This is a genomic window from Curvibacter sp. APW13 (genome assembly GCF_032337135.1).
Classification (GTDB): Bacteria; Pseudomonadota; Gammaproteobacteria; order Burkholderiales; family Burkholderiaceae_C; genus Allorhodoferax.
This window is the reverse complement of record NZ_JAVXZZ010000005.1, coordinates 111,647-126,943: the sequence shown is the minus strand read 5'-3', so window position 1 is coordinate 126,943 and position 15,297 is coordinate 111,647. Positions and strand designations below refer to the sequence as shown.

The window sequence follows — 15,297 nt, the reverse complement described above, 5'->3', positions numbered from 1 at the left end:
GGCTCTGCTGGCGCGACCTGGCGAGTTGGAGGCGTTGACTGATTCGGCTGACCTGCGGGCACAGCCACTGCAACACCATTCGGGATGTACCACGTTGGAGTGACCGTACTCTGCACCACCAGGTCGCCTATGCGCTGAGTCGTCACGACGCTCGTTCTTACCGGCGGCAGATTCGGTTCTTGGGCGAACGCTGGCGCGATGGCCAACACCGACGTCCATCCGGCTGCTATTAGGATGTTCTTCATTTCTTTGCTTCGCTAACTACGATTTCGAGTTGGTTAACGCCCCACAATCCCTGAGTGGCTGGGGTCGCCTGTGTCTTGATTGCGATGGCGTGCGGAATCTTTGCGGCGCCCACGCGCAACGAGAACCAGCCGCTACTGCTGGCCACGTTGTTCACAATCCGCTGTCCCAGACCCGCTTTCTGAACTGCGGCGGCTATCTCTTCGTACGACTGGTGCCATTCCGTTGAAGGTAGCTGCAGGCCAAGAGTTGCTGATGTCGCGGCGTCAACACGCTTAGCTATTGCTGCTCGCATCGCGCGGCCAGCCACCAGCAACAAACCGTCTTGCAAGTGAATGGCCCCTGCAGGCGCGCTGCTCGACTGGCTGCGGTTGACGTTCCAGTCTTCGGGTGGGGATTTGGCGAGGTCAATCACTGCGCGTATGAGTTGGGACGTATCGACCTCACCAGCGCGACGTTCCTGCACCTCAGTCGATGTTGCCTTGATGTCCAAGATATGCACGTGCTCGACAGCAGTAACCACGACATCAGGAACATCCTTGGCGGCCACGTCCCCCTCCATATAGCCCAGAGCCAGCATGAGTAGGTCTCGCTCTTCCTTCGGAATCGCGAAGAAGGACGGTAGGCGGCGAACAACCTCGGCGTTGTACGACTCGTGCTTTGGCGACAGACGCTTCCAGGCACCGTCATTGGCGGGAACAAAGGTGATGAGTTTTCCGGCATCGTGGGCGAGGGCCAGGATGGCTTCAAGCGTGCACGGCCCATTGGTTTCGACTGCCTTCCTCCATGTCGACAGGCAATGTTCAAAGAGGGAGACACCGTGGTATCCATCCACGTCTGCAGGCCGGCCGCCGGCGCGATAGGCACCAAGCAACTCAACCTCGATCAGGCTTGCGGCTTCGATTCCTGGTACATCGGATACATCAGCGATGACCAGCTTTGGCGCGTGTGGAGCGTGTGCGAACGGCACACCATGCATGGTGTATCGACCGCCTGCCTCATCAGTGACTGAGACCTTAGACGCGGCGTCGACCTTTGGCTGCTTGGCCCAATTTGCCACAGCAAACCTAGCAATGACACCCACCAAAACGCCTGCGACAAGATAGATCCACTGGTGGTAAACCTGACTAGGGACCAGGTTCATGAGCGCTGAGGACGTGCTACTCGTCTGCGCTATCTCCAACGCTTTCTGGGGGCCATGCACGGTCAACAAACGTGCAGCCACGCGATCCTGGTCAACAGTACTTACTGCGACGGCACTCAGTACCGCTGCAGTCAGAATGGACAGGGACGCAATCTGCCGGATCATTTGTTGAACAGGCGATCGGTGAACCGCAGACAACCCAGCGCAACGCGATCAGCCAACGGCACCTCGCGTCCGATACCGGAGTCATTTACTTTGGGAATGTGGGCGGCGTTGCTCGCCTGGCTACCGGAATTAGCGGAGCTGGCCGCGGCAGCAGTGGTCTGCAGACCACTAGTCATGACCAGCAAAGGCTTGCAGGCGATGATGGGTTTCTGATCGGGCCCTGCGTAGTAAATCAGGGCTCCCCAAAGGAGCGCAACAAAGGCGACGATGAGGCCAACGGCCTCGCCAAAAGCTTTCACTTAACCCGGTCCGAAAACGCCGTTTTTGGGGAGTAGCCGTCAACCGTAAAAGGCGTCGGGGTTAAGTTGCTCGTTGACCGGGAGTTTCCGGGACGCAATTGGCGTAACTGCGTCAGGTGGGGAGTTTAACCAAAAAAAAACCCGCAGGCAATCAATTTTGCCTGCGGGTTGTTGCATATGAAGGTAACCCTCAGGCCGCGGCTTGCGAATCAGTCACAGGAGTCGCTTCCTTTCCCTTGGATTGGGCCTCTTTTCGCTTTTGGGCGAGCAGCGCTTTGGTGCGCGCGTGCCGCACGATCGAGTTCTGCGGATTATCGAATTTCAGCGCGAGATCCGCAGTCAGATCGGCCATGGGCAGAATCAGCGACAGTGCCTGCTCCTTGAGCTGGTTAGCTTGCTGCATATTTTCAAGAGTCAACGACCTTGCCAGCAGGCGGTCACCACGCGCACACACGCGGTCCAGCTCACCCACGATCGTAAACATCTCACTGCCCAAAGCAGTCTCAGGTACGAAAATTCGCGCGTTTCGGTTGCGGGTGAGGCTCAGGACGATACGTCCCAAGCCTGGGGTACGTGTGATCGCATTGGTGATCTCCGCAATTTCCTGCTCGTTGAGTGGCCGGGTTGACTGGTTGTTGCCACCAGGCTTCTTGCTGTTCGGCGTCTTGGATGTGGCTGCGGGTGCAGCGGATTGGACTTGGTCGTTCATGGTTTGAGCTTTCGAGTTGAAGTATCAATGCAGAGGTGCTGCATTGCGATTGCTTGCACGAGCGCACATCGTTGCAAGCGGTCTGTGTCGGCTGTAGCGCACCGAGTGAAGCCAGAAACCAAAGTTTCTGGCTGGGCCGGCGGTGTAAAAAAAGTGCCGGTCATTGGAGTTGCAGGGTCTGTTCGATCCGTGCAATGTGTTGTTGGCCAAGAACGATTCCCAGCCCTCGACTTTTCTCAAGGTGAGCCTGCTCGACCTTTTGCGATCCGATGTACGCCATCTTGCTTCCCACCAAAACAGTGCCCGAGAAGGGCTGTGGTAGTTGCCGAATCTGCCAGCCAGCACGGCGCAGGCGATCGAGCGCTGTGCGCGCGTATGTCCCATTGGGGGCCGTCCACAGCGTAGCCGGCATTCGAGAGGCGAGTAGCGCCTCCAAGGCCGAACCATCACCGAGATGCGATGCGACAACCTGCTTCCACGGTTGGCGCAATAGCAATAGGAAGTCAGCGCTATTCGCAGGTGTCAGGATCATGTCCTGGGCGGCCAGCTTCTTGCTCACACTCGCCTCAACCGACTCGGACACCCCATCGGTACGATCGGTATCGTGTAAGCCGATTAGCGCCGATACGACGCCTGGATCGCTTGTCGTCCAGCAAACTCCTGCATTGCCGATGCTGAACGCGCCCGTGCACAAACTTGCCCGGCGTGAATCAACTATGGCAAAGCTTGCATTCAATTCAATGCCCGGCTCAAACACAGGACGGTCCAGCTCAGAGAATCGAGGCGGAATGAATACTGCGGCCTTCATGGCATCCAGTGCGCGCAATTCCATGCCCTGCGGCCCGGAGTCGTACGGGCGATTGCCCCCGGTCGGCTGCCCCTTAGCGTCCAATGTGTATTCAGCCTTTGCGCCAAGAACAACTGATACTGGAACACCTCGTTTGCGTGCGCCCTCCAGGGCCATGATCACTGAAGGCGCAGCAATCGCTTGCGTTTCAATGCGGACCATACCCTGCGCCCCTTGCACGGCCGAAGCCAGCGCAATCAGCACGGCGTGCAGCGACTCGATCATCGATTCCCGGGGCGTCGCGCTGGCTTCGAGGAACGGGTGATCTGAGCCGTTACCTTGACATCAAAGGCTGTTTGCACAACGCACTTTAGGAAGAACAGGTTGTGGCCTCCAGCCCCGATCAGTTGCTTTGCTTTCTCGTGTGATACATAGACCCGCGGGAGCTGAGTTGGGTCTTCCGCGCCGATCCTGTAATCAACGCCATACTTGAGCCCAGCCACTTCATTGATCGCATGAATCATGCGTTTGTCGATCTCCTCCCGTGGGGAGCGACGCGCGATGGCCAGACGACTGAGCCCGCACAGGCGTTGGAGGATATTCTTGTGCTTTCCACCCTCAGCCAAGAGCGGTTGGATGTCGGTTCCGGCCGGAAAGATCAGGATGCCGCGCGAGGTGTGGATTACGCCCTGAACTGCCTCTCCCAGCATCTGAATGGCCATCAAGGTCAGGAAATTTGATTCCGAGCGGGTCGCAATGTACGGTGCTTCGACATCGCGCCATGGCTCAACGTGCCCACCGTCTACGCTGGATGAGACATTCGGCTTAAAACCGACCCAGATGTTGTCGCCCATCGCAAAAGCGTCGGCCTGATTGCAGTCACGCCTTGGTAACACTGCCACTTTACCTTCTGCCGTGGGTAGATCAACCGGCCCAATGAGTTCCAGCAGGTAGTGATCCTTTTCAACACGAACGACACGCGTCTCCGACAGCGACCAAATGTGGTTTGCGGCTTTACGTTGCTGGGCTTCCTCGATGATCTGAGTCAGCAAATCTGGAGCAACCGGCGGCACCAAATTCACTTCACGGTAGAACGGCTGCGATCCTGTGAGGATCATCTCTTGAACGCTGATGCGTGCAGCTGCTTCGACGTCTTCAACTTCCACAATTACCACCCTGCCCCTCAATCGAAAAGTTTCAACAATTGCGTCCTTAATGCAGTCCACCAACTCTTCCCTGGACAAACCTCGATGTTCCGCGAGACTGTCCAGTAACTGCTCAAGGCTGAATCCGATACTGATCATTCCTTGCCCTGTTCTCTGACCGGGTTCGTCCCTTTAGCTGTTGTTGTGTCAGGCTTCTCAGCCATCATGTCCTTGCTGGAGCCCTCTCCGCCCTCCAGATCCATCAGGTCCAGAATCACGTTAAGGCGTTCAATCCGATCAAACCCCGGATTCACCGTTCGCCCGTCCACCACCTTGCGCAACCACTCGTACTTGATCGCAGGCCCGCCATGGATGGCTTCGTAAGCATCTGCGCGAGCGCAGATCGCACGCAAACCCTGATCGCGCGAATACTTGTTCGCGGCAATTCGTTTTTGTATCTTTGTGATCGCTTCGGACATGAAGTGCTGGAAATCAATGTTGGTACAGCTAGCACAATTTTCAGCACTCCACGGTTCAGTTTCATGTCAGAAATACCAGTACACCTCGTAATAGTGGGCCGCCAGGCCCACTATTTAAGCAAAAAAGGGGCAACACTCCAGAAATTTCTTCCTGAAGTGTTGCCCAAATTACACACTGTTACATGGTTATGTCGCCTCTGCGACAACTTCGGTGCCGCTATCGACTTCGGTCGCTTGTGAGTCAAGTTCTGCGATCCCGAGCTCCTCTTCAATTGCAGCAAGCTCTTGTCGAACCTGCTGCAACTCTGCAGCTCGGGGAAAGACACCCTCACATGCGTTCATGGTGTCTTCGTAGGCCTTTTCGGCCATCCTGATCCGCTCTTGCCGTTTGTCTGCCTCGTTGGGCAGCCTCTTTGCCAGATTGCGGATGCGGGTGAAGTTGCCATCCCAGTCCGAGCCCAGTTCAGTCCCCCAACGCAGGCGCCCTTCCAGGCACCACTCGTAGACAAGGCCCTGCAGGGTCAACGTCGCACCGATGCCGAGTTTGAAGCCCCGGTATGACCCGACCTCAAACACCGGAACATCCACTTGCGAGGACGTCTTCCACAGCGCGAACCTAGCTGCGCAGTCCGCAAAGACCGCCTTGAGGGCATCGGCAACTTCGGCTTTCGAAGCCTCGGTATAGCGCACTCCACCCACTTGAATCTGCAACTCATCCGGGTTCGCAGCTGCAGTAGCCACATCCTCCAGCACTTGCTCCAGGTTTTCCTGAATCGATGTGATGTTGAACCTGGCCTGTCCCGCACGCATGCGCGCTGCCGCTTGGTCGGAGTAGAACGTACGGCTGAGCGCAGTCAACTTCGCTTCCTTCTGCTGCAGCAGTGCGCGTTCGACGATTCGCGGATTGCCGGTCGCCAAAGCCTTCACTTCGGCCACCGTGAGTGCGCGCACCTCGATGTCCTCGATGCTGCGCACGGCACACTTGCTCGACATGACCTGCAGGATGAACCGCAGTTTTTGCTCAATCAAGTTCCAGTTGTAGGCGTCGAAGGATTGCTCCGTGACGTAGCGGAACATCAGAATCTCCTCGTTGAGGTTCCCCTGCCGTTCAATACGTCCGCCACGTTGCTCCACCTCGTCTGGCCGCCATGGACAGTCCAGCTCATGCATCGCGTACAGCAGTCGCTGCACGTTACGACCCACGCCCATGCGCTCGGTGCTTGTGATGGTGACACGGATCTCGCCCCGGTTGATGCGTGAATCAAGCAGCATCTTCTTGGACGGCGTTTCGTAGTCATGCGCAAACGCAATCTCACGCTCCGGAATGCCTTTGGCCATCAGCTTGTTCTTGATGTCCTGATAGATGTCACACCGGTCATTGCCCGGTGTGCCAATATCACAGAACACCAGTTGCGTGAGCTTCTGGGCCTGGGTCTGCTTCCAGATGTGATAGATGTTGTCTACGCACACATTCACCTTGCTGCCAGGTTCGTCTTGGCCACCCACCATGCGCATGTCCAATGCCGCCTTTCTGCCGTCGGTTGTGACCTTGAGCATGTTGTCGACTTTGGGATGCGGCCGAACCTCTTTGTCCGGCGAGTGAATGGCTTCGGCTCGCATGGACAGCGATTGGATGTAGGCCTTGAGTGCCGCACTGGGTGGTACCGCAATAACCGTCGGCTTACCGCCCGCGATGCGCGGTACCGGCAGCTTCAGGTCTTCCTTGGTCTGGATGTCAGCAAACTCCGAGAAGAGCGCCATGAGTTCCGGTAGGTTCTCGAAGCGCGCGAAGCGTGTCTGCAGTCGAAATCCTCCACCGTCCGGAGTCGTTTCGACGTTGACCACCGTGCGTCCGAAGTTGGCCGCCCACGCATCGAACTGATCCAAGTTCTTCTCAACGAGTGTTGGCATGATCAGGTAACGCATGAGGTGGAACATCTCGGCTACCGAGTTCGCGATGGGCGTTGCTGACATGAACACCACACCACCGCGTTCTTTGTTGCTTGCAGACAGTGCCCGCACCTTGACGAACATATCGAATGCGCGCGCCGAGAACGCTCTGGGCAATCCAGGGATGGGTTCCATCGAGGTTGTGTAAAAAAGGTTCTTTACACGTTCGCTCTCATCCACGACAAGCCCGTCACACCCCAACTGGTCGAACGTCAGGCTGCACTTCTTCGCGTCGTCCAGCGTCTTCTCAACCAATTCGTCCAACGCCAACTTGCGCCGCTCCAGTTCTTTGACCAGAGTGCGCTCAGAAGCGCTGGCCAGCTGTCGGTTGATTGACGCATACATCGGTTGAACCGCTGACAGCAGCTGCTCTTCCGATACACCGAATGACTTGAAGGATTCATGGCTCATGATGACGGCGTCATAGTCGCCTGTCGCCAGCCTGGCGAGCAGTCGCTCACGCCCTTGCTTATCGACACCATCGATCACCAGCAGGTTTGCGCATGGATAGGCCCAGATGAACTCGCGTGCAAACTGCCCAACCACGCTGTTTGGCGTAGTCAGCAGCGTGCATCGACGAATCCCTAGCCGTTTGGATTCCATGGCTGTGCAGATGCCAATGAGTGTCTTTCCTGCACCAACGCAATGACCGACCAAGGAGTTTCCTCCCAGCAGATTGCGCCAGGTGCTGTCCTTTTGGCTGTCGCGTAGCGTGATGGCGTCGCTCAACCCAGGCAGCGTCAAATGTCGACCACTCATGTGCAGTGGCCGGCAGGAATTGAACTCACGGTTGTACCGCTCTTCAATTTCACGAACACGGCCCTCATCCGTTCCGATCCAGGTCTTGAACTCTTCCTGGATGGCCATGAGTTTTTCGCGCGCCGACAAGGTCTCATCGGCATTGACCACGTAACGCTCAGAGCCCTCCACGACTACCTTGTCGCGAATGGTCGGGGTCATCATGTTCAACGCCTTTTCGACTAACTTGCGAGCTGAAATGCGCTTTGTTCCCCATTTGGTCATGTCGTTTCCAAAGACTGCACCACTTGCGTCCACCTTCCACCGGGCGATGCCAGGCGAATGGTGGACGGTAGCAGCACGAATCTTCTCCCCGACGTTGTCCATCAGGTGGTCGATGAAGTCCTCAATGTGAGATGCCTTGACGAACGTTGATCCAAGCTGAATCGCGATGTCCGCGAAGGGAATGCGCTCCGGCATGGACGCCTTGAGCGCCTCGACATTGACCGTGAACTCCGGTGACTCCATGGCCGCCATTTCGGCGGCTTCTAGCTTTTTGAGAATGTTCCCAGAAAGGTACACCTCAGCCAGCTCCCACGCCCCGCTCTCGGGATTGCGGTAGATGCGCCCAGCCTCTTGCAAGGCTGCCTCCACCTGGTCCGTTGATTGCGCGCACAGTTGTGCGATGCGGGGAAGGTCAATTCGCCCCAATTCATTGAGGACCAGCAGCAAACCTGACAACGGTGAGTCGGCCGTAGTCGCCTCCTGGCGCGGCCGTTGTGTACGGCGCGTCATGATCGGTGACTTCGTGGCTGTCTGCTCTTCCTGATCAAACACTTCCAAAGCACTCACCAGCGGGTAGTCTGGATCGTTCTTCAGTACGGATCGATTGAAGCGAGCACCTACAGCCCCGTATTGGGCGACGAACGCGTCATAGCGGACGTTGAGCTCATAACGTGCAGACGACACCGGGGCGTCATCTTCCGTTTCCGCTTGCAGGAGCAGCAGCTTTCGCGCGGCGTCACGCAAGCGGATGTAGGCACGTATGCGCTGCAATTTGCTCTCGGCATGCTCCAACTGCATCACATCGCCGCCTGCCAATACCTCGACAACGCAGCCTTTGTGTTCAGCGAAGGAGCCTACTCGCAGTTTGCGCAGGTGTTCCAGCTGGATCTGGCGGTCGACGTGCTCGCCCTCTCGGGCGCTCATGTCAGCCAATGAGCATGTCCCTTGCGGGAGCGCTTGCTGCCATCTGGCCAGCAGTTCATTGAACTCTGTCTCGGAGCAGCAGGCAGCCCAACGTTGCCCATGCTTGGTACTGACCAGCCCGCGCTGGCCAATCCACCAGTGGTCGTTTTCGGCCATGGCGTTGTTGATGAGCGCGTTGTCGCTATGGCCACTGCCAACCCATGTGGGGTTGATAGGGCGCATCGCGTGCTGCTCGCGTCGGCGGAAAATCAGGATGTCCGAAGACACCTCAGTGCTCGCTGTTCCCTTGAACATCCAGTCAGGCAAGCGAGCTGCTGCAATCAGGTCTGCCGAATCGGCAAACATGTCGCGCACCGCCGTCTCCTTGGAGTCCAGTGTGTAGGTGCTCGTCACGACCGCAACCACCCCGCCAGGACGTACCTTGCGCAGCGCTTTGGCGATGAAGAAATTGTGCAGGCTCAGCTTCTGGCCGGGCGTCTCACTGTCGTAGATCTTGGTGGTATCGAACGGGACGTTCGTCACCACCAGATCAAAGGCATTGTCAGGGTATTTCACCTGTTGGAATGCGCTTGCGTGCAACGTGACATCCGGCAGCAAATGGGCTGTGATGGAGGCCAGCACTGGGTCGATTTCGGCTGCGTAGATCGCAACGTCGTTTTTCCATTCGTCGGGAATCCGCGATGCAAAGATGCCAGTACCCGTTGCCGGGTCCAGCATGCGACGGGGCTTCACTCCAAGCTTGATGAGGGCTTGGTAGATGAAGTCCACAACAACATCCGGTGTGAAGTGCTGGGTCAGAACGCCGGTGCGAACAACGGCGATTTCTTCTTCCGTCAGAACGGCCTTGAGTCGATCATGGTGACGCGAACCGAACAAGAATGCGCCGGTCAAGCCACCCCATCCGGAGTAGCGCGCCAGCAGCTTCCTTTGCTCTTCGGTGGCCAATGCACCGCTGAGCTGCAGTTCCTTGCGGATCTCCAGCGCTTTGATGTTGGCCTCGATACGCGCCTCCGTCCCACTTGGGATGTCGGATGTCGAAAAGCGGAAGTTGTTTCGATTGCGAATCACCTGCACTTGTTGCGCGAGTGACTTGCGGACGATAGCGACCGGTTCGGCCTGCGGTTTGTCCAAGCAGGCCTGAACCACTTCATGCAACGCATGGGTGGCGGTGTCGGCCTGCAGGTATGCAGCAAAGTCGAACTCAGGGAGTTCGTCGTCATTGCTGGAGGTGTCAACGCGGATGACGGCAACCTGCGGCTGCGCAATCGGAGCGTCGAAAAGCGACATCGTGCTGAAGTCAGCAGTCGGTCGCCGTTTGGCGATGGCTCTCATGGGTTTGCTCCAAAAAGGAAGCGGGAAACACCATGAGAGTTCCCTGCAGGGAACTGGTGTTCCCCGCGGGATGAAATATGAGTGGTGCTCAGGCGAAAGCCCAAGCAGATAAAGCGCACCCATTTTGCCACACAGGCCAAAAAAAAACACCCCCAAAGCCCGTGCGTGAGCACGAACGATGGGGGTGTTTGCAGTTATGCCTTGTAGTAGGCGGAGATTCCGACGACGTTGTGGGCTGGACCTGTGCCTCGCACCCGAATGGTCGAGACTCCCAGGTCAACATGAACGCTGTCTTTCGGCATCGCATCGAGAATGGATGCAAGGTAGGTGATGTTCAGGTTCGCCTGCGCATGAGCCGCCTCACCAGCGCGTGGTTTGACGCTACTGCCGGCCAGGTCGATGCTCTCGATGCATTCACCTTGAGGCGTCTTCACGCTGCAGGTCAACTTCCATTCGGTCGCAGCACCTGCCTCTTCCTGCAGGGGCTCCGCCTTGACCGTCACGAAAGGACTGTTGTCCTGAACGAACAGCCCCACACGCTTGAGAACGGCCAACAATGCCGAGCGGGACACCTCGAATGTGAAGGGGTTCTCCACCTGGATGACACGCTCGTATGGAGGAAACGCACAAGCAATCAGCCGAGAACGGACGCAAGCGCCGGCCAATTTGGCGGTCACTTGTCGCGCGCCAAGCTCAATCTCGATGCGATCCTCAGCGGTCGCCCCGCTTGCAAGTCGCTGGATTTGCTTGACACCCATCTCGGGAATCACTCCCTCGCGGGCGGCAGATCCTGGTTGAACTTGTGCGCCTACACCCACGGTAACGAGCGTGTAACCGCTGGTTCCTACCAAGTAGACGGCTTTGCCATCGCACTTCAGCAAGATCCCAGCTGTGAATGGCTTCGCGGTATCGGCCTTACCCAGGCCACGCGACGCGGACTCCATCGCCTGCGACAGGACCTGCGCTTTCACAGAGAACTTGATGACCTCACTCCCCTCCCCTTCAAGCAGGGGAAAGTTGGTAGCTGGGACCGTCGGCAGTGTGAATCGGCTTTTGCCGGTCGATACCTTGCAGGTCGACTTGTCTGTGGGCGCAAGTTTGACGTTCACGCCTGCCTTGAGTGTTTGCACCAGCTCGAAAAGTTGAGGCGCTACGGCCATAGGCTCCTCGATGCTGCCGCTGACAAGCACCTCGGTTTGGGTTGTTCCGTCGGCACACACGACGCTGACCTGGTCGTTACTGACCGGGCGAAGCAGGATGTGGGCGCGAGGATCATCCCCCTTGTCTCGGGCACGATTGCTGCGCGCCAGCGACAGTGCACTCTGCATATGTTCGGAAAGGATGGACATTACATGATCCTAAAAAAAGGGCCGGTCTCCTTGTGTGGAGAACCGGCCTTCGTGAGGGGAAAGTAAGCGATCAGGCAGCTGCGCGCTGACGAACGCTTTCGAGGTGCGACAGCAAGCCTGTGTACGCGCTTCGCAGTTCGCTGCGACGATTCGCAACATCAGCGTTGGTGGCCGCGACCTCCTTGGTAATGGTGTTGAGTTCACGCGCTGCTGCGACGAACTCGCCCTCATCCGGTGTCAGCCCCTTATCGCGACCAATGAAGGCCGTGAGTTGCTTCACCACAATGCCCAACAGCACCAGGTAGAGGTCTTCGGCGTCTTGACCGCTGAAGAGCGCAATGGTGCTCATGGACTCTTTCAGTGAGGCACCGGTCGCAGTCGTTGCATCCACTTTCGCGAATGCCTCGCTGAAACGTTCCATCGAATCGGCGTTGTTGCCAGTCGCGACAGATCCGGCGCCATCAACCGAACCAGTGTTTGCGCCGCTCGAAGCGGGCACCTCGTTGACGGGAACACCCGCTTCAACGGTTGTCGAAGGCGAAGTCTCCTGCTCGGCAGGTGCGGAAGCCTGCGGTGTGAGCAGGTCAGATGGAGGCGCTTCGGACACATTGCCATCACCCACCAAGGCGGGCGGCGGACTGTCGTGTCCAGCAGCGGGCTTTTCCGCTGGGGGCGGAGGCGGCATCTCAGGAGCACCAGCGCTCTTGGCCACCCTGGCCTTGCGGGGCCTGGGCGCGTCGCCCTGCCCTGCAGCAGGCGCAGCGGGTGCGGTCCCACCACTGGGCTGTTGCGCAGCACCTTGGACGGATTCGGTAGTCTTGGAGGCCTCCGATTGAACAGGCGTCGCGGTAGATGCCGCCGCACTGCTGTCTGTCGGGGTTGCCTGCGGAGCGCCCGCGAGGGCAGCCGCAAAGACTTCTGTACCTGCGGTTGCGCTTGCAATCACTGGCAATGTCAAAGACTCAACCGCAGTAGCGGGTTTTGCCTTGGCACCACCGACCGATGGGTCACCTTCAATCTGGAATCCCATCATCAACGACGAGGCGTACTGGTTGTAGAAGAACGTTGTCGCGCGGGCGCGAAACATCACTTCCGGCATGGAGATGTATTGCGGGTTATCCGTCCAACGCTCCAATTCGGCCATGCGCCAGGTGATCCACGGACCTACCAGTGTTTCGCCGGCCGGCGAAGTTCCGAACGCACGCACTTGGTAGGGCTTGCCCTCCGCGCTTGTACCGTCGTATTGCAACTCGCCCATCGTCTCGTATTGGAGACTGCCGACGATGACGCCGGAGTCTTCAATGAGGGCCTTGGCGAACTGGTAAGTGAACGACGGCCGCCCGCCAACGTCACGCACGTTTTGCAGCACCACAAGGGGACTGACATTCAACCGGTGCGCAATGTCGACGGCGTTGAGGCAGGAGCCCACATCCCCGCGGTAGGCCTCGGGTACACCGAAAGTGGACTCAGCCAGCATCGTGGCCAGACGTTCAAAGCGAGCAAATTGCTCGGTGGGGAGAAAGAAAATGGTTTTCATAGTGATCTCAAAAAAGAAAACGGGCGCAAAGCGCGCCCGTGTGGGGTTGCGCCTTGCGGCAGTTTTAGTTCTTGACCCAGCGAGGCAAGTCAATCGATTCAATCGACTCACCAGTTTGGTATGCAGGCCAAGAGTTGAGAGACTTGGCGTGAGCCAAAGCGATACGAGCTTCCTCGTAGCGTCGACGCGCACGCTGCAGCATCTTTGCAGTGGGTTGATACATCGCAACGAAACCTGTCTCGCGCTCCATCACCAACCATGCAATGGACGGTGTGAAGCCATAGGCCTTTTGCACGCCATCGGCGTACATCACAGCCCGCAGGTCGTAGTCCATATCGATGATCTTGCGAGAGAAGGCTTCGGGTGATGCGTTGTCCGTTGATTTCACTTCCAACATCATTCCCGTGGAGCCCACTTCCACCAGGCGGTCGATACGCACCTTCAGGTCAATTCCTGTGAGGTCATCACGCCAGAAAATCGATAGCTCGGACTGCCCTGGGGCAGCGAGCAACTGACGGGCCTTTGCGTGATTACGCAGTCCTGTCACGATCTTCTCCAGCGTAAATCGCTCACTGGGTTCGAGAATGGTTCGACCTGGATACTGGGCGGCAATAGCCTCCAGCTCAGCAAGATCCACCTTCTTGCGACGGTCGTAGTGACGCGGCGCAAAGACGTATCGGTTCTTGAATTCGTTGGGTTCCAACACCATGCAATGCACGGCGGTGCCCATGCGCATCAGGTCCGACTCTTCCGCACTGCCTTGCAACGAGTGGTAGAGGAAATGGGCTGGTGTGCGCAGTACGTGAATCAGCTGCGATGAGCTGATGTGCCCCCGTTCTTCGTGATACGCCTGGGAGGAGATCTCCTCCTTGGTAGCAACGAAAACGGAGTTTTCTGTTTGGGGTTTGACGGCCTCCATAAGTTCTCCGGTTGGGAGGGAGTCCGTCCGCGCGAGCGGAAGGATTCCGCTCGGGATGGTATGAGTAACCCACTAGGGGTCTGAAAGTCTCCCTAGTCTGCCAAAAACCAGCATGCTCGTCAAGGTGACAAAACGCAAGACAAAAAAAAACGCCTTGCGGTTCCGGCTAGGGAACGCAAGGCGTTTTCGCTATTGCGACTTCTGTCTCAATCTCAGCAGTGCATCATTGATGTCACCCACTTCCTTGGGGCTTGCATCCGCGCATTGCAAGCCGATTGACTGCAATTCACGAGCCAGCTCCACCTGACACTCTTTCCCGGGATTTGAAATTTGCCCGGTGCTCGGATCGACCCGATGATCGTTGTTGAAGGCAAGATCAAACACCTTCACGCCTTTATCCGCCAACCCCTTGAACCAGGAAATCCTCCAGGAACCGGTTCCGGCGGTGGCGATCATGTCGCCGGGGTAGCCCATCGATAGGGCTGCAAGTAACTCCAGGCAACCCTCGGTGACCAAACAGCGGGAAGAATTTGAGCCCTTCCAGTAGTACGGAACCCCAGGTTTCCCAACAGCCAACGACTTTTTGGTTTTGGGATTCGTGGGCTTAAACAGCACGCGGAATTCCGCATACTGCTTTGTGTCCACAAACTGCACCAATGGTCTCCCTGCAATCCAAGGGCTTGGCGAGTCCTCCTTCCAGAGTCCAGCGTAATGCAACTCGGTGTCACCGACCACGCTACTAAGCCAGAGTGTGGCTTGATCGCGATTGGCCGGCATGCTCCCAAGCATGCCTCGATGCCAGGCCTCGGTCACAACATCAGGACTTAGACCACGGGTGCGAACCAAGTAGTCCCAGACAGCCGGATCAAACCTTTGCCTGGTGGCTTCATGGATGCGCTGATTCACCCAAACTTGCCACTCAACCTTTCGGTTGTCGGCATCGATCTGTTTTTGTCGCTCAACGGGTGAGATCGCGGGTGGTGTGTTTCCTCCAGTAATGTCTTTCGCTGCGAGCAGCGGAGTTTCACAGCCGGGGGTCAACCACATCGCCGCATCAATGATCGAGCCGAACAGTCCGCAGCCGTAACACTGCCACGTCCGGTCGCCTTTGATACGGAGTTTTCCCGAACCCGCCAAGGAGTGGCCACAGTGAGGACAGGCATCCATCCTAACTTGGCTTCCGCTTTTGTAGGCGGAAACGCCAAGTGCAGCTTCAAGGTAGTCCTGCAGCGAACGCTGCTTGGCCTCCTCGAAGACATCAACACCCTGCCCTGTGTACATGATTCGTATCC

11 protein-coding genes are annotated in these 15,297 nt (G+C 57.5%); all 11 read right to left on the bottom strand.

Annotated elements, in window-relative coordinates; all coding sequences use genetic code 11:
- Positions 1-241 precede the first annotated feature (241 nt).
- The 11 genes from RQP54_RS18410 to RQP54_RS18360 all read right to left on the bottom strand — a co-directional run bounded on the left by RQP54_RS18410 (position 242) and on the right by RQP54_RS18360 (position 15,286).
- Positions 242-1,552 carry a hypothetical protein gene (locus RQP54_RS18410; protein WP_315679912.1) on the bottom strand — a complete coding sequence of 437 codons (1,311 nt, stop codon included), beginning with the start codon at positions 1,550-1,552 and terminating at the stop codon, positions 242-244.
- Positions 1,549-1,851, bottom strand: a complete 303-nt coding sequence (locus RQP54_RS18405) for a hypothetical protein (RefSeq protein WP_315679911.1) — start codon at positions 1,849-1,851, stop codon at positions 1,549-1,551. Before RQP54_RS18405 ends, RQP54_RS18410 begins: the two co-directional genes overlap by 4 nt.
- A 190-nt stretch (positions 1,852-2,041) precedes the next feature.
- Complete coding sequence (locus RQP54_RS18400) at positions 2,042-2,560, bottom strand: hypothetical protein (protein ID WP_315679909.1); 519 nt, start codon at positions 2,558-2,560, stop codon at positions 2,042-2,044.
- 160 nt (positions 2,561-2,720) lie between these two features.
- The gene (locus tag RQP54_RS18395; protein WP_315679908.1) at positions 2,721-3,632 is read right to left on the bottom strand and encodes a hypothetical protein; all 912 of its coding nucleotides are present in this window, start codon (positions 3,630-3,632) and stop codon (positions 2,721-2,723) included.
- The gene (locus tag RQP54_RS18390; RefSeq protein WP_315679907.1) at positions 3,629-4,651 is read right to left on the bottom strand and encodes a hypothetical protein; all 1,023 of its coding nucleotides are present in this window, start codon (positions 4,649-4,651) and stop codon (positions 3,629-3,631) included. Before RQP54_RS18390 ends, RQP54_RS18395 begins: the two co-directional genes overlap by 4 nt.
- Complete coding sequence (locus RQP54_RS18385; protein ID WP_315679906.1) at positions 4,648-4,971, bottom strand: hypothetical protein; 324 nt, start codon at positions 4,969-4,971, stop codon at positions 4,648-4,650. Before RQP54_RS18385 ends, RQP54_RS18390 begins: the two co-directional genes overlap by 4 nt.
- A 186-nt stretch (positions 4,972-5,157) precedes the next feature.
- Positions 5,158-10,200 carry an N-6 DNA methylase gene (locus RQP54_RS18380; RefSeq protein WP_315679905.1) on the bottom strand — a complete coding sequence of 1,681 codons (5,043 nt, stop codon included), beginning with the start codon at positions 10,198-10,200 and terminating at the stop codon, positions 5,158-5,160.
- 194 nt (positions 10,201-10,394) lie between these two features.
- Complete coding sequence (locus RQP54_RS18375) at positions 10,395-11,549, bottom strand: DNA polymerase III subunit beta (protein WP_315679904.1); 1,155 nt, start codon at positions 11,547-11,549, stop codon at positions 10,395-10,397.
- A 70-nt stretch (positions 11,550-11,619) separates the two neighbouring features.
- Positions 11,620-13,086 carry a hypothetical protein gene (locus tag RQP54_RS18370; RefSeq protein WP_315679902.1) on the bottom strand — a complete coding sequence of 489 codons (1,467 nt, stop codon included), beginning with the start codon at positions 13,084-13,086 and terminating at the stop codon, positions 11,620-11,622.
- A 64-nt stretch (positions 13,087-13,150) separates the two neighbouring features.
- The gene (locus RQP54_RS18365; RefSeq protein WP_315679900.1) at positions 13,151-14,005 is read right to left on the bottom strand and encodes a PD-(D/E)XK nuclease-like domain-containing protein; all 855 of its coding nucleotides are present in this window, start codon (positions 14,003-14,005) and stop codon (positions 13,151-13,153) included.
- A gap of 189 nt (positions 14,006-14,194) precedes the next feature.
- Positions 14,195-15,286, bottom strand: a complete 1,092-nt coding sequence (locus RQP54_RS18360) for a hypothetical protein (RefSeq protein ID WP_315679898.1) — start codon at positions 15,284-15,286, stop codon at positions 14,195-14,197.
- Positions 15,287-15,297 lie beyond the last annotated feature (11 nt).